This is a genomic window from Sporosarcina ureae (genome assembly GCF_002109325.1).
Taxonomy (GTDB): domain Bacteria; phylum Bacillota; class Bacilli; order Bacillales_A; family Planococcaceae; genus Sporosarcina; species Sporosarcina ureae_C.
Genome location: NZ_CP015348.1, coordinates 2064738 through 2083346, shown reverse-complemented (window position 1 = coordinate 2083346; position 18609 = coordinate 2064738). Strand labels below are relative to the sequence as shown.

Annotated in this window: 17 protein-coding genes; 5 read left to right on the top strand and 12 right to left on the bottom strand. The window is 34.3% G+C overall.

Going from position 1 to position 18609, the window contains the following annotated elements; genetic code table 11:
* Nucleotides 1–257 precede the first annotated feature (257 nt).
* From SporoP32a_RS10365 to SporoP32a_RS10355, 3 genes are all read left to right on the top strand, one after another.
* Entirely contained in the window at nucleotides 258–776 is a 519-nt protein-coding gene (locus tag SporoP32a_RS10365; protein WP_232319511.1) for a transposase family protein, read from the top strand.
* A gap of 37 nt (nucleotides 777–813) precedes the next feature.
* A complete protein-coding gene (locus tag SporoP32a_RS10360; RefSeq protein ID WP_085428210.1) occupies nucleotides 814–1860 on the top strand; it encodes a transposase in 1047 nt (348 codons plus the stop codon).
* Between the two features lie 115 nt (nucleotides 1861–1975).
* Nucleotides 1976–2191, top strand: coding sequence for a hypothetical protein (locus tag SporoP32a_RS10355; protein ID WP_085427806.1), 216 nt, complete (start codon nucleotides 1976–1978; stop codon nucleotides 2189–2191).
* A gap of 248 nt (nucleotides 2192–2439) precedes the next feature.
* On the opposite strand, the gene SporoP32a_RS10350 is transcribed toward SporoP32a_RS10355, so the two are convergent.
* Nucleotides 2440–2940 carry a hypothetical protein gene (locus SporoP32a_RS10350; protein WP_085427805.1) on the bottom strand — a complete coding sequence of 167 codons (501 nt, stop codon included), beginning with the start codon at nucleotides 2938–2940 and terminating at the stop codon, nucleotides 2440–2442.
* 380 nt (nucleotides 2941–3320) lie between these two features.
* On the opposite strand from SporoP32a_RS10350, the gene topB reads away from it, so the two are divergent.
* Nucleotides 3321–5468 (top strand): type IA DNA topoisomerase, encoded by a 2148-nt coding sequence (gene topB / locus SporoP32a_RS10345; RefSeq protein ID WP_085427804.1) that lies wholly within the window; start codon nucleotides 3321–3323, stop codon nucleotides 5466–5468.
* Nucleotides 5469–5709: 241 nt separating this feature from the next.
* Here topB and SporoP32a_RS10340 read toward each other — a convergent pair whose 3' ends face one another.
* From SporoP32a_RS10340 to SporoP32a_RS10330, 3 genes are all read right to left on the bottom strand, one after another.
* Nucleotides 5710–6444: a DUF2971 domain-containing protein gene (locus SporoP32a_RS10340; RefSeq protein ID WP_085427803.1), complete on the bottom strand. Its 735-nt coding sequence runs from the start codon at nucleotides 6442–6444 to the stop codon at nucleotides 5710–5712.
* A 183-nt stretch (nucleotides 6445–6627) separates the two neighbouring features.
* Complete coding sequence (locus tag SporoP32a_RS10335; protein WP_085427802.1) at nucleotides 6628–9867, bottom strand: Eco57I restriction-modification methylase domain-containing protein; 3240 nt, start codon at nucleotides 9865–9867, stop codon at nucleotides 6628–6630.
* A gap of 220 nt (nucleotides 9868–10087) precedes the next feature.
* Nucleotides 10088–10312, bottom strand: coding sequence for a helix-turn-helix domain-containing protein (locus tag SporoP32a_RS10330; RefSeq protein WP_085427801.1), 225 nt, complete (start codon nucleotides 10310–10312; stop codon nucleotides 10088–10090).
* Between the two features lie 133 nt (nucleotides 10313–10445).
* Here SporoP32a_RS10330 and SporoP32a_RS10325 point away from each other — a divergent pair, with 133 nt between their 5' ends.
* Nucleotides 10446–10979: a hypothetical protein gene (locus tag SporoP32a_RS10325; RefSeq protein ID WP_085427800.1), complete on the top strand. Its 534-nt coding sequence runs from the start codon at nucleotides 10446–10448 to the stop codon at nucleotides 10977–10979.
* A gap of 97 nt (nucleotides 10980–11076) precedes the next feature.
* Here the strand turns inward: SporoP32a_RS10325 and tnpC are convergent, their stop codons facing one another.
* The 8 genes from tnpC to SporoP32a_RS10285 form a co-directional block, all read right to left on the bottom strand.
* Nucleotides 11077–12663 carry an IS66 family transposase gene (gene tnpC, locus SporoP32a_RS10320; protein WP_085427799.1) on the bottom strand — a complete coding sequence of 529 codons (1587 nt, stop codon included), beginning with the start codon at nucleotides 12661–12663 and terminating at the stop codon, nucleotides 11077–11079.
* A 39-nt stretch (nucleotides 12664–12702) separates the two neighbouring features.
* Nucleotides 12703–13059, bottom strand: coding sequence for an IS66 family insertion sequence element accessory protein TnpB (gene tnpB, locus SporoP32a_RS10315; RefSeq protein WP_085426923.1), 357 nt, complete (start codon nucleotides 13057–13059; stop codon nucleotides 12703–12705).
* The gene (gene tnpA / locus SporoP32a_RS10310) at nucleotides 13056–13361 is read right to left on the bottom strand and encodes an IS66 family insertion sequence element accessory protein TnpA (RefSeq protein ID WP_085426922.1); all 306 of its coding nucleotides are present in this window, start codon (nucleotides 13359–13361) and stop codon (nucleotides 13056–13058) included. The genes tnpB and tnpA overlap by 4 nt, the downstream gene beginning before the upstream one ends.
* Nucleotides 13362–13548: 187 nt before the next feature.
* On the bottom strand, nucleotides 13549–13989 hold the full coding sequence (locus SporoP32a_RS10305; RefSeq protein ID WP_085427798.1) for a type II toxin-antitoxin system death-on-curing family toxin: 441 nt from the start codon (nucleotides 13987–13989) through the stop codon (nucleotides 13549–13551).
* Nucleotides 13990–13992: 3 nt separating this feature from the next.
* Complete coding sequence (locus SporoP32a_RS10300) at nucleotides 13993–15009, bottom strand: DNA-binding protein (protein ID WP_085427797.1); 1017 nt, start codon at nucleotides 15007–15009, stop codon at nucleotides 13993–13995.
* Nucleotides 15010–15119: 110 nt separating this feature from the next.
* Nucleotides 15120–15812, bottom strand: a complete 693-nt coding sequence (locus SporoP32a_RS10295) for a hypothetical protein (RefSeq protein ID WP_085427796.1) — start codon at nucleotides 15810–15812, stop codon at nucleotides 15120–15122.
* A gap of 71 nt (nucleotides 15813–15883) precedes the next feature.
* Nucleotides 15884–17530 (bottom strand): tyrosine-type recombinase/integrase, encoded by a 1647-nt coding sequence (locus SporoP32a_RS10290; RefSeq protein WP_085427795.1) that lies wholly within the window; start codon nucleotides 17528–17530, stop codon nucleotides 15884–15886.
* An 18-nt stretch (nucleotides 17531–17548) separates the two neighbouring features.
* Nucleotides 17549–18604, bottom strand: coding sequence for a hypothetical protein (locus tag SporoP32a_RS10285; protein ID WP_085427794.1), 1056 nt, complete (start codon nucleotides 18602–18604; stop codon nucleotides 17549–17551).
* Nucleotides 18605–18609 lie beyond the last annotated feature (5 nt).

Genomic DNA, 18609 nt, shown 5'->3' with positions numbered 1-18609 from the left:
TGTAGCTTTGAAAAAGAAAATAATTTTAATATTTTCAACTATTGTTTTAGTTATAGGTATCACTCTATTTCTTATGCTTATAATACCTACCGAGGATATACCAGCCGACTATGTTTTCGAGATGGAATATAAAATAGCGGATTTCAGTAATGGAATACAGGAGCAGAAAAAATCATTGAATAATGTAGATTTGAATGATAGGGATTCTATTGTTCTAAATTTATACAAATTTTCGGTTCTTACGCGAACTTGGTGACATGACAATCAGAAAGCTAGATTGGTATAATAAAGAGAAAGAGGTGTTGAAGATGAACCTTTTAAGCTGGACGCCTCCCGACACTTTTATGGAATTGCTTCATGTGGAAGCAGCCTCTGAAATAACCAGACTGATTGTTGAAAGTACCCGATCCTCTTCCTGCTGCCCCACTTGTTCTCGATCCAGTAACCAATCTCATAGCCGATATACACGCAAGGTTCAAGATGAACCTTACAATGGCCGTCCTGCGGAATTGCTGATCCTCTCACGGAAATGGTTTTGTGAATATGAGGATTGCCCGGTGAAAATTTTTACCGAAAGGTTTGATGGTCTGTCGCCTAATCGGCGCCGTACTCAGCGTGCGGAGGATATCCTTCGTAAAATTGCCTTCTCCACGAGCTGCCTCACGGCCGAGAAGATCGCTCATGCCATCCATATGCCAATCAGCCACGACGCACTATTGGCTTTAATTTACCGGACAGACATCATATCTGAGGTGTCTCCCTTTCCTGGGAATTGACGATTTTGCATTTCGAAAAGGACATACGTATGGAACGATGATCTGCGATCATCAGCAAGGAATTCCGCTGGCTTTGTTACCCGATCGCCGTCCCGAAACCGTCGCCAGATGGCTGAAGCGTTTTCCATCGGTGCAAGTGGTAAGCAGAGATGGTTTCACTGCCTTCCGGCAGGCGATTTCCAGAGCGAACCCTGCCATTAACCAAGTGTATGACCGATGGCACTTGATTCGAAATGCCAAAAAACAAGTCGATACACATTTGGCGTCTCATATGCCTGCTTCGATTAACTGGAGTGAAGCAGCGGAAGGAATGCCGATCCCTTTGACAGCTTCTGAAAAAGCTGCGATTGCACGGCAGTCACAAAAATGGTCTCTAATCCTAGAGATTCAAGCGGAACATAAAAGCGGAAAAAATCTCTCCGAACTCTCCAGAGAATTCCAATTGGATTGGAGAACCATCCAAAAATATGTCAATTTACAGTCTCCGCCAATCGATCGTAGAATCCGTGCGAAACCTATTGACGCCTACGCTGAGGAGGTTATTCAATTAGAACAGGCGGGCCATACAGTCAAATCCATCTATCAGCTCGTTCAAGGACAAGGTTATGAAGGAACCTATTCGGCAGTGCGCTCACTGGTTCAATCAGAAAGGAAAAAGCGAAAATATAACGTTCCAAAAAAGATATCGGTATCACGGCGAAAACTTGCCGCTATTATCTGGAAGCCGAGAGATGAACATAATGAGGAAGAACAAGTACTGCTTAAACAATGTCTATCTCTTTACCCTTCGGCAAAAGAGTTTGTTGAATCAGTACAAGTGCTTCGCCTATCCTTCTCTAAGCCAAATGAGGACCAGTTTTTACAATGGATGAATGCCCAGCTCTTGGACCGAACCTCTCCCTTTCATCATTATGCACGCCGTCTTCGAAGCGATTTGCAGGCTATCCGGAATTCTTTCATACAACCGTATAGTAATGGCCGGCTGGAAGGGCAGATTAATCGTCTCAAAACCATCAAACGGGTTACTTATGGTCGTGCAAGTTTGAAATTGCTGGAGAAGCGTGTACTTTACCGCACTCAATGATATTTCAGAAAAATAATTAAAATACATAACAATGAGGTGCATTCTCATTCACCAAGTTCGCGTAAGAACCAAATTTTCTTTACCATTTTTAAGTCTCAGCATAGATCTTAGAAAAATGGATGAGCCCGATGAACAAGATTTACAAGTGTTTCATAATGATTTTCAAAATTTAGTAAAGGGATACAATGAATCTAGTAATAACTTTGTTAATGCAGCAAAAGAGCAAGATATTCAACTCTTCAAAGTTTCTGAAAATGAATTAGTTCTTTTAATTCGAGAATATAATGATATGCATGATCGACTTGAAAAATTAAAAGAAAAATATTATTGAAAAGTAGTATGCAGTAAAGAGGCTGGGACATAAGTAGAAAAACTAGCTCAATTAACCAAAAGATCAGAATGAAAACCGCGTAAAACCAAGGTTCATAGAACTTGGTTTTACGCGGTTTTCATTTTACAGGGTTTTGTCCTAGCCTTTTTATAAGAAAAGTCTTATTACTTAGATTAACACTAATACTTTTACTTTTTAATATTTACTAATAGATATTTTAAAGGTGAGCTTAGCACAATTTTATCTACCTAGAAGCTCTCACTTATATGCTCGTAATTCAATGTAGCAGAATCAGGAAAATAAACAATGCGGCTGTCTCCAACATTCCACTCTATTACGGGAATTCCTAGTGCATTACTTACTTTCTTACCCTCGCCGTATTTTGCCTCTATATTATTCAGAAAAATCTCATTATCAAAAGAATTATCTTCAAAATAATATGTAGCTTCGAATAACACTGGTTCAGTATAGACTTTTCCATTTAGATTTTTTTTAAATTCATAGCTAATAAAAAACACATCTTGATCAAATTCTATTATATTCTCGTAGTCTAATACTGTTACTTCTCCCTGTCGCTCATTATTTTCTACTGATTTTTCGTATTCAATATTATCTAAATATTTCTCTTGCTTAACCACATCATCTACTGTGGATCCCCACTTACTTCCTCTAAAAGAATCACTAGATGAACAAGCATTAAATACAAGTGCAATTAAAATAGTCGTTAATGTTAATATAATTTTCTTCAAAGATTGATTCCTCCTTTATTACAATTGATAAAACATGTACTGAAGTTAATATAGCCTCCTATTATTCTATCTACATTAGACAAGAAATAATCTACTTATCCTTATTATACCAGTCTATAAGACTATCTCTACCAATAAAAACAAAAAAGTAATTCAATAATAGCTTCAATGATAAAATAGTTATTCATTTGGGATTTACTCGGAGTGAACAAGAATAGTTTTTGAATTCGTCATTCGCTTAATCCCATACATGTTTGTTATACTTTTGACTATATATTAAAGTAGTCATCTACAATCTACTAGGCTATCTCTAAATACAGTAAATGAAAGTCTTACAACAAAAGGTAGCTAAAATACAAAGATAAAAAAGGTGATCAGTTATGAGTAAAGTAGCCATTCTAGCCGAAAAACCATCTCAAGCAAAAGCATATGCAGAGGCTTTTTCAGTAAAAACTCGTCAAAAAACTCATATTGAGTTGAACGCGTGCAATACCTTCCCATCTGGGGCAGTCATTACATGGGGAATTGGACACTTAGTAGAGTTAAAAGAGCCAAAAGAATATCGAAAAGAATGGGCATCTTGGAACTTATCTTCTTTACCAATCCTTCCTACAAATTATGAATATAAAGTTTCCTCAGATAAAAAAGTTCAGTTTGCATTTATTAAGCAATTGTTTAACGATCCTAATATTTCTACAATTTTAAATTGCTGCGATTGTGATCGTGAAGGATCTAATATTTTCTACTCTATTTACTATATGACAGGTGCTAAGAATAAAACGATCAAACGTCTATGGATCAACTCCCTAGAAGCTGACGAGGTGCGAAAAGGCTTCAATAACTTGCAGGATAATCAAAAAGATTTATTGCTTTATTATGAAGCAAAAACAAGACAAATTAGTGATTGGCTCGTCGGCATGAATGGCAGTCGCCTGTACACTCTCCTTCTTCAACAGAAAGGATTTGGTGAAAGCCTATCGATTGGACGTGTACAATCACCGACAGTATATCTTATTTATCAACGTCAAAAAGAAATTGAAAACTTTATTCCCAAAGCTTTTTATGAAATTGAAGGAAGCTTCACCGCTCAAAATGGGATATATAAAGGTAAAGCCAAAATTAAAAGCGAGAAAAAAGAAGTTGTAGAGCAATTACTTCAGCACCACGGTATAGAAAAAGTTAATGATGGTTTTGTTAAATCTATAATAAAAAGAGAGAAACGAACTAAATCACCTAAATTGCATGCTCTATCGACACTACAAGCCGTTGCTAATAAAAGATGGAAATATAGTCCTGCTAATGTTCTAAAACTCGTACAAGGTCTATACGAGAAGAAGCTTGTTACTTATCCAAGAACGGACACACAATTTATAACCGAAAATGAATTTGCATATCTTGCAGATAATGTTGAAGCTTATCAAAAAGTTGCCGGTACCACGTTTCCAATCGCATCAAAAAAAACCAATAAACGATACGTAGATAATTCTAAAGTAAAAGAGCACTATGCGATTGTTCCAACAAAAAGTATCCCTACCGAAAGAAAGCTTCAAGGATTATCTATTGAAGAACGAAATTTATATTTCGAAATACTAAACACAATGTTAGGGATGTTCCATTCTGATTATATTTATGAAGAAACAAAAGTTACTACAGACGTGAATAGTCTTGATTTCATTACTACTGGAAATACTGAAATAAGCAAAGGTTGGAAAGAGCTCTTCCAAGAAAGCAACAAAGAAATCTCTAATAAACAAAAGGAAAGCTTACAAGCTATCCCAGTGCTCACAGAACATGAAAAGGTATCAGCGGTCGTGAAAATGATTGAAGGCATGACAACGCCTCCTAAGCCATACACAGAGGGTCAATTAATCGGGATGATGAAGACTTGCGGTAAATCCATAGGTAACGAAGAGGAAATGGAGATTTTAAAAGAAATTGAAGGTTTAGGTACAGAAGCTACGCGAAGTGGAATTATTGAAACTATAAAACGACATGGATACATTGAAGTGAAGAAAAATATTGTAGATGTGACTAAAAAAGGAGAAATCCTTTGCCAATCAATTGAAGGTAATCTCTTATCAAGTCCTTCTATGACAGCAAAGTGGGAAGCATACCTCAAGAAAATTGGAAATGGTGAAGGTTCACCTCAAGTCTTTATCTCTACCGTTGCCAAATTTATCAATAAATTGATTCTAGAAGCTCCTGGTCAATTAAAAATTGATGATTTAGAATCAAATATTGCTGAAACTCAAAAGAACAGTGAAATCGCAATATGTCCAAGTTGTAAAAAAGGCAGTATTGTTCCTCGTAAAACTTACTATGCTTGTACTGAGAATACTAATGGATGTAAAGTATCCTTCCCTGGAAAAATGCTTGGGAAAAAGCTCGCGGAAAAACATATTAAAGATTTATGTACGAAGGGAAAAACGAGTGTCATTAAGGGAATGAAGTCAAAAGCAGGGAAGAGCTTCAATGCAGCATTAAAATTTGAAGAAGATAAGATCAAATTTGAATTTGAAAATAGATAGAAAAATAGGCAATAGCAAAAGGAAGCATTTTGTTTACTAACTTAATGCTTCCTTTTGTAATCCTAGCATTGTATACACCCAAAGTATGCACCACAACTGCTATAGTTTTCACTATCGATTGCCGCAGATTATACCAATGACTGCGAATAGGTTTACCAGCTGCGAAATATTAAGAGTATGGAAAAACAAAGCATTGATGACGAAAAAACAAAAAACTAATCCACCGCACTATAATTATTATTTAAGGAAGTTTGTTTAGATCAGATTGATAGACCGGAATTTCTATACCTAATATTTTTGTTATAGTTTTTTTAACTAAATCTAAAAACCAATCAGGTGAATTTGGAGATAAATAGACGGATTCAATAAGTTGGACTGTATCAAACTCTACATTAGTTCCAACACCGTATGGTCCTTTTTCTATATTCTTCAAGTCTTCGGCTGATGGAATACTTTCTGGAATTAAGAATAAACGAAATTCATTTTCATGTGAAAAAGACATTCGTTTCATAACAAAATACTCAGTTAGGTTATCTCCCCAATATTCATGAGTATCGTAATCAACGTATTTTACAAGTCCACCAGTAATACCTCTCTTATCGATAATAGAATCTTTTAACCTTTTAAAGTTCGTTTGAATTGCTATTCCTTCGTTACTTTGAAGATACAATTTCCACATTGCAGCCGATTCATAATCATTTTGATGCCAACAATTTATATAATAAAGCTTTCTTAATCCTTGTAAATATTCGACACTATCGTAATACTCTATAGTAGCGTACGGATTTCCAACAGCCTCTGCAAACTTCAAAGTACCCTTTGTAGGATGTCCCTCAAAAGTATCTTCAAACTTATCAATTCTACAAAAAAATTGTGAGTTACTTATAAGTAAATCCACGAATTTAGTGAAATCCATATATCTCCATAACTTATTGTTATCTAGCGGCACTTTCCATTCGGTATGTGGTTTGTACATTTGCATCTCTCCTACTTAAGATAATCTAATTGTAGTAAAAAGACTTTATAAATGATTGATCTAACTTATATTTAAGGTATAACGTCTTCATTTCTGAAATCTTTTTAGATTTATCCAGAAGTTATGAAATGATAATTCTTGTTGATTATCATCAAATACATTACCTTTAATAATCAGAGAATTTTAAAGAACTATAAAGCTCTTCTCCTCTTCAGTAAGACCATACAGTTTTACTACTTCTTTATTAATTTCACTATGCAATAGCTCCCCATCCTCTTGTATCTTATTAAGTTCAGCTTTTTTTGTTTCAAATAATTCAAAAAGATAAAACTCATCATTTTGTGATAGTTTGATTTTTTGTTTGTTCAGCTCTTTTACAAACTCTTGGGACGGAATTGAGAACCACTTCTCCATTTTTTCATTTACATTTTGTATTCCAAATTTCTCTGTAACAAATGACAATACACTATCTTGGAATCTCGATTCTAATATAGAATGCTTCATACTGTCTTTAACTAGTCGGCCAAGACTTTGATCTGTTCCGACGTTTATATATGGTATCCTCGTCATAAAAGTATTCTTGAATCGTTTGTACCCACCCTTTGCATCTGTTGAGACTAAATTAAATAGAAAATTAAATATTGATGAGTTTAAAATAGCTAACTCTCGATAAGGTTCTTTGGTTTCTATCCAAAATAATGTCATATCTAAGACAGCTCCTTTCGTCAAAGCAAAGGAACTGCGGTTAGCAATGTCAGGATAAGTTATATAAACTTTGTCGAACGAAAAAGATTTGTTCATTTGCTGGTATTCGTACCACATCTTCATACCACTTTCTAAACCGTCTTTAATAATCGCTCTTGCCTCTAGTTTTTCTTTAAACTGAGCAAGGTGTTGTTCAACTAAAGGATAATCCTCTATATTAACAAGTTCGAGTTCGCCTTTTTCTTTATTCTCTACATATGGAAATATAATTGAATGTTTTGGAGCTGCTTGATAAGGTTTGACATCCTTTCCATTCATATAAGGTTTTATAATCTCTTTATTTACCTCGTCTTTTTCTATCAATTCTTTTGCCTGCTGATTAGATAATATATATGCAGGATTTCTTCCAGTTTTTATTCCGGCATTTGGTTTTCCAAGAATATTTCCCAAGGTGTCATACTTAGTAAGAAGCTTTTCATTTAATGCGTATATGTTACTCTCCAAGAAATTCCACGTATCTGGTACCATGTCTGATTGTTGATACGGTCTCCAGTTCTTTTCAAAGTAAGAATCTAAAGCAATATCTAACTCCTCGAAGTGACAGTACTTGATTTCATGGTCTTTAAATCCTTTTTCCTTATCTGCAATAAAGATTGAAGGGTATGCAATAATACCTTTAAACACGTCAAGATCATCAAAATCCATAAAATAACGAATTCTAGCATTTTCTAAGAGATAAGATTTTAATGGATATCCATAAGTTGTTGTCGTATATTTCGATGAACATATATAGCCCATTTTGCCACCAGGTTTTAATACTTGAAAAGCCTTTTCAAAGAAATATACGTATAAGTCGGCCCTACCATGGTATGTCTCTTTAAACTCCTTACTTAGATGTTTTTTAATACCGACAATTAACTCTTGTCTTACATAAGGAGGATTTCCTATTACGATATCAAATCCTCCATTATCAAATACATCTTTAAATGAAGATTGCCAATCAAATGGATTAGCGTCGTAGTCGGAATCATTAACAACCGAATTTCCACAAAGGATATTTTCATCTAGAGATGTTAAAGGATCACGTTTATTAGCCGTTTTTAACCACAGAGATAATTTTGTAATCTCAATACTTTCTTTGTTTAAATCCACACCGTATAAATTATATTTCAAAATGTGCTTATCTAAAGCAAATAGATCGGGTATTCTTGTTAGTTCTTCAATTTTACTACTAACTTCAGTACCTACTTGATGTAAATAGTCAAACGCAGCATTTAAAAATGCTCCAGACCCACAAGCTGGATCTAAAATTTTTATTTCTCGTATTGCTTCTTGCAATCTGACATAGAAGTCGACGTGTTTCTCTAGATTGGTTTTCTTTTTAATTCTTTTATTTTTATTTTTCTCTGCTTGTTTTCGGAAATCTTCTTCAGTCAACTCTATTAATTCATTTTCTCCAAGATCGATACGCTTTTGTTCAAACCATTCCCCAATAGTTCTTCTTACAATAAACTGGGTTACGAATGGAGGGGTATAAAATACGCCTTCCTTTTTTTGTTTACTCTTAGTTTTATCAAAATCCTCACCACGTATTTCAGCTTTTAGTTCTTCAATATCTGCTATAGATTGTTCGAAAATATGACCTAGTAGATTTACATCCAGTTCTGAGTCAAAATCATAATCAGTAATTTTTTCGAATAAATAGAAAATAGTGTCTTTAATAATTAATCTATCTAGAACATCGTCTTCCTTAAATAATCCACCATTAAAACGATTGATATTCATTGGTTGGTTACCTTTGTCGATAGATGAGAACAGACCTTTTAACTGACTCCATATTCTCTGATCACTGAACTCGTAAGACGATTTTGCTGTTTGTACTAACTGTCTAAAAACATTAGTTGGCAACAATTTGTTGTCTTCACAAAAACATATAAAAATAAATCTATCTAATATCTTTTGTGTCTTTTCTAAGAGGGTGATTTCATTGATCTCTTTATTTTCATCTACAAGATGTTGATAAAGTCTTTGTCTAGCAATTTTATACTCTTTGTAAAACGCCTCTGATATGTTAAGTTCTTCAATTTCATTTTTCGCGTGTAACTCATCTACGAAAGAAGATCCATCGCGATTTATTAAATTTTCAAAGCTTAAAAGGTGATAAAATTTTATAAATTCATCTTCATCAGCTGCTAAGTCTTCTATTAAAAACTGCTCATATTCAGTCATAGTTGAGGAATTGTATAGTCTTATTTCTTTGAAATTAGAAACAATGACCCACTTACAATTACGATGCTTATATTGATATGAAAAAGCTTGTTCAACAGGAGATTGACTATTACTCCTTTTTTGCTTTGTATCTAAATCAGTCCTTGCGTCTTTGAGTTCAATGACAACTCTAGTATCACTAATAGTGTCAGAATAAAATCCTAAAGAACCGTCAGCAACAGTTCCATCCACTTCAGTTGTTTTTTCAGCCTGAATATTCCATATTTTCTTCCCTATACGCCCATTATAACCAAGTACTTCTGTGAATATTTGAGACAGAAAATCTCCTTGAATGGATACCTCTTTTGTCTTAGTTAAATTACTTTGAGTAAGAGAGTAATTCCAATTTTTTATTATTTTATGTTTTTCACTGAACTTATCGATATTAGCAGTATTCCAACGAGCAAGATTTTCTTTTATATATTTGCGGTTAAATATATAGTTCTGCAAGATCTCATCTCTCCTATTTCTATTTCTATTTCTATTTCTATTTCTATTTCTATTTCTATTTCTATTTCAGTATGATATATAACTAGCAGCAAAATAGAATAGAACATCTATATACTATTATTAATTTTCCGATAATAAAATTCTAACATACTATATGTCATCTGAAATTCCTAACTATAATAATATATTATAATTTAATTAGACAGATACTCTATTTTACTTAACTTAATACTTCTTGAGTTGCTATTACAAGAGCACTCGGTAAAACATCTAGCCCTTTTGCTAATGCAAAAACAGTATTCAAAGTTGGATTTCTTTTTCCTCTTTCCATAAGACTAATATATGTTCTATCTAATTCGCATAGATGAGCAAGTGCTTCTTGAGATAATGATTTTTCAATTCTAAAATTCTTCAATACACTTCCAAAAGCCACTTCAATTTCCATGAACCACACCACATTCCTTTTCTTTTAATACTTAAAGAAATGTGACATTCAGTCCACGGACTATAGTCTGCACAACGTATATATATGCTATAATAAATTTATTATTAATCTAATTATGGAAGAGGGGAGACTGGTGAAGGACTTTTCAACAATCATTGCTAATATGGATTTACCTAGCCAGTTGAAAGAGTACTTAAACAACAGAAAAGAAATGCAGAACATTATCACTAAAGAGATTTTAAAAGAAGTAGAAGAAATATATGTATTGTATCGTTCTCTTTACTTCTTTGATACTACCGAGTTTTCACTTTATTCTATAATAGTACTTAAAAAGTCTCCTGAACTCGATTCTGTCTTCTATTACTTACGAAAAGTAATAGATATCGAAGTTCCACTTATCTCTAAGGGAGACGAAGATAACTTCATATTAGTAAAGAGCAATTTATTTGACAATGAATTCAAGAAATTCACAACGTTATTTTCTACTATTGCTGATAAGAATTGCAATGAAGAGATAGTAGATCTTAAAGATGTTTATCAAGCTCTGGGAAAATTAGATTTGATAAATGAAATAGTTATTGATGAAGATTGGAAGCAGTTATTTAATATGGGGAAAATCTTAGTAAAGAATTATGAAAGTAACATACACGACAAGTATATAAAGTAACTACGTAAATAGATTGTAAGCGTCAAAAAATGAACACGTTGTTTCATATAAAAGAAAATGCCCCAAAGAATCGATTAAAGATTCTTCGGGGCATTTTCTATTTCTTTGACTGGATATAACAATTCTTTGGTAAGGTCTTCGACCAAGGCATCAAGTCTTCAAACTCCTCGATTTTTTCAAGATTACGTTGAGGAAGTTCTTCGAAAAGGAACTGCAGGTAGAAGAAGGGGTTTATGCCATTCTCTTTTGCGGTCTCTACGAGACTATAGGCGATTGCACTTGAAGTAGCACCTCTTGTGGAAACTGCAAAAAGCCAGTTTTTTCTACCGATTACGAAAGGTTTTATTGATCGCTCTGCTCGATTATTGTCGATCTCGATACGACCATCTTTCATAAATGTTATCAGTTTAGGCCATTGTTTAAGCGTATAGGAGATGGCAGTCCCAGTTGCAGTCTTCGGAGCGACAATTTCTTTTTGTTCTTTTAGCCATACCAAAAAATCATCCAGCACAGGCTGACTGTCGTTTTTCCTTATTTCAAGTCGTTCTTCAGGCATTTTATCTTTCGTCTTGCGTTCAATTGCGAACAATCGGTTGCAGAAATCGAGTCCCTTTTTAGCGACCGTCGTTCGACCTGCACCAGCTGGCGCACCTTTTAATGCCTTGAGTGCCTCATCGAATTTACGGCGAGCATGGGCCCAGCAGCCAGCGAGCTCCACATTTTGAATAGACTCGTAGGCTGCATAGCCATCCACATGGAGATAACCCTGGTAGCCTTTTAAAAACTTTTGCGGATTCTCTTTGGCACGACTTGCTTGATAATCAAAGAGTACGATCGGTGTCTTAGAGTCTCTACCTGTCCGATAAAGCCACATATAGGATTTTGATTCCGCCCTTTTCCCTGGTTCGTCGAGAACTTGCAGGACAGTTTCGTCCGCATGGAGAACCTTTTCCTCACGAAGACGACGATAGAGTTCATCATAGAACGGCTTGAGCCATCGCGTCGTACTCGAAAGCATCCAGTTCGATAACGTCTGTCGATTCAATGGAATGCCCATCCGTTCGAGTTGTTTCTCTTGTCGATAAAGAGGAAGCCCATCAGCAAACTTCTGCGTCATCACGTATGCAATGGCAGATGGAGACGCTAATCCCTTCGGGATCACCGGGTTCGGCATCTCAGCTTTCTTAATAGGTGTTTTGATCGCATGTTCTTCACAATGACGGCAACTGTAGATATGCTGTACATGTTCGACAACTGTTACTTGCGCCGGGATGATCTTCAGTTCTTTGCGTATCTGTGTGCTCATCTCGTGCATGGAATGATCGCATTCTAAACAGACCTTCTCCGAATCAGAGAGGTCATAGTGAATCATCTCGACCGGCAGGTCTTTCAACTTATCTGCACGTCCGATTCTCTTCTTGCGTGTATAGTTTATCGTCTCAAGCGTAGGCTCTACAAGAAGGATCGCTGAAGAAACTTCTGCCTCATTGAACAACGGTAATTCAAACTGGTCCTTGTTCGTCTTCTCACTAGAAGTTCCGAAGCGTTTCTGTTGGAGTAGAGTGAACTGTTGCTTGTACCATTCCATCTGAGCCTCAAGCTTTTTCTTCTCTTGCTCGAGTTGTTCGTTCTTCTTCTCGAGCTCTTCAATTGTAAGTTGGGTTTTCTTGTCTGGTTTTCTCATAGGAACAATAATAGCATAAAATTATTCCAAGGAGTAGACTCAAATTACTTTTTTCGCCGAGACTGAAGGGTGTGCGTCACGTTGGTTCAACGGTAACCCATCCAGGAGCCAGTTCAACTGTCGGCTCGAAATGGAAAGTGGTTGAACAGACTCAAGATCCGGCCAATCGAACAGCCCTTTCTCGAGTCTTCGGTAATAGAGCCAGAATCCATTGTGATCCCAGAATAGAATCTTGAGTTTATCTCTCTTCCGATTACAGAAGACAAAAAGTGCTTTGGAGAAAGGATCAAGTTGGAACAGCTCTTGGACAATGACAGCTAGTCCGTCAATCGACTTCCGAAGATCTGTCGGACCAGCAGCCAGATAGACGCGCCCAACGGCGCGATCATTCATCATATCTGACGTAGCGTCCGGATCACTTGAAGTAACAGAGTTTCATCATAGCCACTTGTCACCTCGATATCCACATGATTTACTTTCAAGGAAATCGAGTTCTCTATCGATTCTTCCACTACACAGGAGACCCAACTGGTCTCCTGACGTGCGGTATGATTAACTGGTGACTGCTTCCTTAGCCAATACTTCATATTGTGCACGGCAACCTCTGCAGTTTCACACCATTCAGAAAGCGCTAGTCCACTGTTTTGATATTCATCGATCTTCGCAGACCAGTATGCTTCTTTCTCTTTTCTTTTCAAATAAATACCTCCCAAAATGTGTTCTATGGGAGGAGTATCTCACGAATCTTCTTCTATTAATATGTGTTCACTATTTGACGCTTACAATAGATTAAAGAATTAGAATGTAAAAAAAAGCCCAAGTCCATCTTCAATAGTATTGAGGATGGGCTTAAGCTTGTGATTTTAAAAGTTCGTATTCTTATTACTAGACCCGAATCGCTTCATACAGTTTTATCTTTATTTCTTCATTATTATCATATTCTCCTATTAACATTAAGGAAAATATCTCGTGTAATAATTCTTTATTAATATTACCTGCTGCCACATGAAAACTAATATTCTCAGTTTTACCTATAAAGTCTTTAGCTATATACATGTATCCATTTATCAATAAAAATTGAGTGGACAGTGTTATAGCTAGTCTTTTATTTCCATCTGCAAAACAATGGAATTTACAAACACAAAAAAATAAATGCGCTAATTTATCTTCAATATTGGGATAGTAATCATCATTTTGAATGTGTGTTAGTATGCTATCCAATCTATTAGAATCTATACATTGATCCATACCTCCTCCACTATTAACCACTGTTCGAGTGTGTACATAAAGAGCATCTTCTAAAGAAATATAAGCTATGGAACGCATTTCTTATCGCTCCTTTAATCTTTTTAAGACATCTTTATTTTCCTGCATCAACTTTTCTATTTCCAAAGCCTCTGTACCTAAAAATCTATTGTATTCATCCTTCGGTAACGGTTTTACATATTCTTCAAGTTGTTGATGGAATGCATCCCTTAAAGCTAAGTCTCTACTCGCCATTTTATTCCGTCCACTTGTAATTAGAGGTATCCAATGAGATTGTTGCTCAAAATCTTTAAAGATTTTATCAACTTCCCAATTTGTAAGCAACGCACCTTTATTATCAAACTCTTTACGAATTTTTTCTGCTAATCCACACTCATATGATGCCACTAAATCTAGTATCTCAGAATAAAATGTATCTCTTACTCGATCTTTACTTTTTAACTTTAAAATTTCTCTATATTCTTTTGCGTTTTCTTTAAAAATACTTGTATATATTTTATCAGTGTAAAGGGCATATTTGTATTGATTCATATCAACACAATCATTTAATGCGTCGGTAAACTCTCTTCGATAATTTTCTTCTTGTAAAAAAGCGCCTAAAAAATCTCTATCACGCTGGTTTATATACTTTGTAGACCCTCCGGTCTTTGAATTGATAGTATCTATTACTATATCTAAAATCGTCTGTCTTAAGACCCTTGCATTTTCACTCTCAACTAATAGCATACCCACATTTAAAAGTGTTCTAAAATCGAATACACCAAGGACCGTTGTTTTGGTACCGACATGAATGTCGGTACCAAAATCTTTACTATACGCACTCATAAAGTTTTTCAATCTCTTTCCCCTTAATAACTCATAACCATTGTTCTTCAATTCTTCTGAATGACTAGCCACATAACGTTCAATAGTTCTATTATCAACATCATAAAAAATTGCCAGCATTTCTTTGGTAAACATTATCTTTCCTTCAAATGAGACACCTTTTATTCCCATACTTTGTTCTATTTCGCTTATTGCAAATTCATTGTTTATAATATTTTGTCTGGCTGTGTTTGAACTTGTTAGATCTTTAACCATTATAATGTCCTCCTATTTATAAACCTAACTTGCTTATGAAATGAATCAGCGAAGTCATTATTAATAATACTTGTGTTTAGTTCTTAATTACAATTTTTCGATATTCATATTCAGACATCAAATTTATTTAATAACTTTTGCATATTTTGATTTTGATTTTCACTCTCGTTAGTTACATCTTTTATATCCGGAAAATATGATGACAAATTTTCTAACTTTGTGCTATTATCTATAGAATCTTCCATGTTAATAAGCTTTTCTTTTAGGTTTAGCTCATTAACTTGTGAGCGCTTTTCTCCTTGCAAGTGAGAGAACACACTTGAAACGACAATATTATTATAAAGCTGCTCGTAGTGTAGGGCACGCTTTCTTTGTTTTTTCAAATCATCTTTTAATTCTTGAATTACTGCTAAACCACTTTCAAAATGTTCTTCTTTTTCTTTATAATCTTTTAATTGCTTGTATAAGTCATATAGTAAAATTTCAAGGTTGAGCAATTCATTTTTCAAGGATATCTTATCATTACCATACTTTTCAAAGATTAGATCGATACTTGGGAGTATAGCTTCATTCCTACCATCTAATGAAACACTTGAAACTACTGGAGCATTCAACTCATCTATATAATCTTTCATTCGACGCGTCCATGTATTACGCCCTACTTTAGTTTCCTTTTCGAGGAGAGAAGGAGTTAACTTTTTTCCATTAAGTTTAAATTTAATATCTAAAGCTAATTGTTTTAACTCTTTATCGGTCCACTCTTTAGGTCTACCTTTCCTTTGAGTCTTATTATCCTTAGCCAAACACATCGACCTCCATAATTCATAAATCGCTGCTGAATTCTATATACACTGCATACTCAGTAATGCTTCCGTTATTTGTACTCCTTATTAAAGGCACTATCTTTCAATATTTTTGAATCAATCGTTGCTTTCATATCCATGTATGTCATTAATTTTTGAGATGAAGATTTTAATAACTCATCATTTGACTGGATGTATGTTTTAGCAAGATTTGTCGATAAATCTTTCATTAATTCAATGGTTGTGCGGATTCTTTCTTCAATATTTATTGAGGTTTTAGATAACCAATCAATTGCTTCTCTTTGCTCATTGATACTTGGATTAAATGCATACTTAGAACAAAACTCACAATATTCTACACAAGTTTGAGGGAAAATACTTTTTTCTTCGGTGCAGTATCCATATTTCACAAGCCCTACAATGTTTTCTGATTCTTTTACATCAGTTAACTTTCCCTTATCATAAATATATCTTTTCCATCCAAAGAGGCCACTACTCATTTCGTCAGCAACTTTATATTCTACTTTTTTCTGAGCTAAACGATAAACATAAGACTGTGCAAAATGCTCTGCATGCGAGTAATAGCTATACTGACTGCGTATCGCTTCATGACCAGCCATTCTTGCGATTGAAAGCATATTAAAGCCTTGTAAAGCCATGTTAATGATTGCGAAGTGGCGTGTGTCTCCTAACCTTATTCTTTCTAAATCATAAATACCATAAAGGCCTTCAACAATATTTTCATAAAAGTGCTTTCTCATTAAATCAAAGTCATATCTATTAATCCTTTCATTTTTCTTTGGCAATGTTATTTTGCGGTACCTCCATAGTAACTCTACTGGAAATAAGTATTTAGAGTTAGAATCGATTGTATTTAAAGAGTTTATAGCACTTTTTATTATAATATATGCTTTTTCATCAATTTCAATAAAATCCATTCGCTGATTAATTCCTGGAGAGCTAGATTTGTTTTTAATTCTAGGAATTTTAATTCTATATGCAGAAGCAGAGTTATTAGTATAATCTAAGCAATCTTTCTCTAGCATTAAAAACTCAGTTGGACGCATTGGTAAAACATTTGTCAATAACCACCACATCATTATAGGCATGTATTCCAAAGTTTCTTCAATTGGATGATTTTTAAAATAATCATTTACAATATCATCAAAAGTCATAATATCATCAAAATTGGGTAGTACTCTAACAGCTTCCTTATAAGTTAGATACTGATTACAGATATCGATTATTTTCGCACAATTGTTAGGTTGATAAAAAGAAATAAACCTCTTTGTATCAGCAGACATTCTATATCCTTGAGATTGATATGTTTGAAGTTGCAGTTCTAAAAATCCTTCTAATTTATCAAGTGATTTAAAACCATTACTTTCTAAAATCACTCTTTTTAGTAAGGTGAGCTCATTATAAACTGTAAATGCGGTCCTACCTGACAATATGCGAACTATAGAATAAGCTTTTAAAGCTTCATTTAATTTATAAGAATTCTCAATATCAAATGAAATTATAATAGGGTAATCTGATATCACACATGGTAATTTCCAGGATTTTTGATTGTAATGACCAATTATATGATTATCCCTTACAAGCTGATCAAACATTTCTTTATATTTTTTCGAATTAAAAGTATCGAATTTCACATTTTGTTTTCTTTCTATTACTGTATCTTTTTTTGTAGAGTCAAGTGTCACTCGTATTTCCACTTCTAAATCTTCTCCCAACTAATCCATTAACAGTTTATGAGATATGCTTTCAATTCTAAGCCATGTTTTTTTAGTATTAATATACGCATTAACTTTGTCATTTCCAAACTGAATACGTGCCTCTTTCCATATGAATAAAGCATGCATCAAGAGCATTGAATCTCTTTTTAAAATCACTTCATTTTCCATGCTATCAATATTTTCGATTAATCGAATTATCTCTTCATTTAATTGGATAAGCATTAAGTTTCCTGGTATTACATACTCACATGAATAGCAGTTTAAAAGCTCTTTATTTTGACAAATAGGATGGACCAAGCACTGCGCATGCTCACTTTTTGATGTCATTTCTCCATTTGCTAATTTTAATATAATCTCTTTAATTTCATCTTTTGAATACTCTTTAAGCTTAGAGATAACCGATTGTCTTTTTGAATAAATATTTTTTATTGTAGTTTCCATATTTGCATTGTAATCTTTTGATGGAAATGAGATTAAGTAGTTATTAGCGAACATTGCCACATTCTCTAATCTAGCTGGAGATATCTCACTCTTTAATTCTTCAATTAAATTAGTTCGTTGCTCCAAAGTATCTTCTCTATTTTGGAATTGTGAAACATATAAAATCAAATAATTATATAGCCATCCAAAATGACCGCGTTTAAAAAGATTGTATGACACTCTATTAATAGAGCCGTCACGATTGGTTGCTTGAATATATTGACTAGTTGTATCTGAACTCTTGTGTGATCTAGCTACCTTTGTTAGATGCAGTGCTAAGTCACTATCTTCTCCATCTTCTTCTGTTACAGAATAGAATAGGTATGTAGCAACTGAGCGATTCATGACAAGTGAACTGAATTTAAACTTTTCAAATGTTTTCATTTCATTGAAAAATATGTGATGTCGCACTTTCCCACTAGTTTTAACAGCATTATAACGACCTTCTATAAACGTACTTAAAAGCATTTCACTTCCTTCATTTACACGATGTAGTTCAGAAACGACTAGCGCTGTAGCTAAGGATAGTATCAAGTCTGGAGCAACAATAAACGTTAATAACGTAAGCGTCAAATAGT

Excerpts from the sequence above, each read along its gene's own strand:
- tnpB (WP_085426923.1), bottom strand. The coding sequence starts at position 13,059 with ATGATGAATGATCGCGCCGTTGGGCGCGTCTATCTGGCTGCTGGTCCG.
- topB (WP_085427804.1), top strand. The coding sequence starts at position 3,321 with ATGAGTAAAGTAGCCATTCTAGCCGAAAAACCATCTCAAGCAAAAGCA.
- SporoP32a_RS10300 (WP_085427797.1), bottom strand. The coding sequence starts at position 15,009 with ATGGTTAAAGATCTAACAAGTTCAAACACAGCCAGACAAAATATTATA.
- SporoP32a_RS10330 (WP_085427801.1), bottom strand. The coding sequence starts at position 10,312 with ATGGAAATTGAAGTGGCTTTTGGAAGTGTATTGAAGAATTTTAGAATT.
- SporoP32a_RS10305 (WP_085427798.1), bottom strand. The coding sequence starts at position 13,989 with ATGCGTTCCATAGCTTATATTTCTTTAGAAGATGCTCTTTATGTACAC.
- SporoP32a_RS10355 (WP_085427806.1), top strand. The coding sequence starts at position 1,976 with ATGGATGAGCCCGATGAACAAGATTTACAAGTGTTTCATAATGATTTT.
- SporoP32a_RS10340 (WP_085427803.1), bottom strand. The coding sequence starts at position 6,444 with ATGTACAAACCACATACCGAATGGAAAGTGCCGCTAGATAACAATAAG.
- SporoP32a_RS10365 (WP_232319511.1), top strand. The coding sequence starts at position 258 with ATGACAATCAGAAAGCTAGATTGGTATAATAAAGAGAAAGAGGTGTTG.
- tnpC (WP_085427799.1), bottom strand. The coding sequence starts at position 12,663 with ATGAGAAAACCAGACAAGAAAACCCAACTTACAATTGAAGAGCTCGAG.
- SporoP32a_RS10360 (WP_085428210.1), top strand. The coding sequence starts at position 814 with ATGATCTGCGATCATCAGCAAGGAATTCCGCTGGCTTTGTTACCCGAT.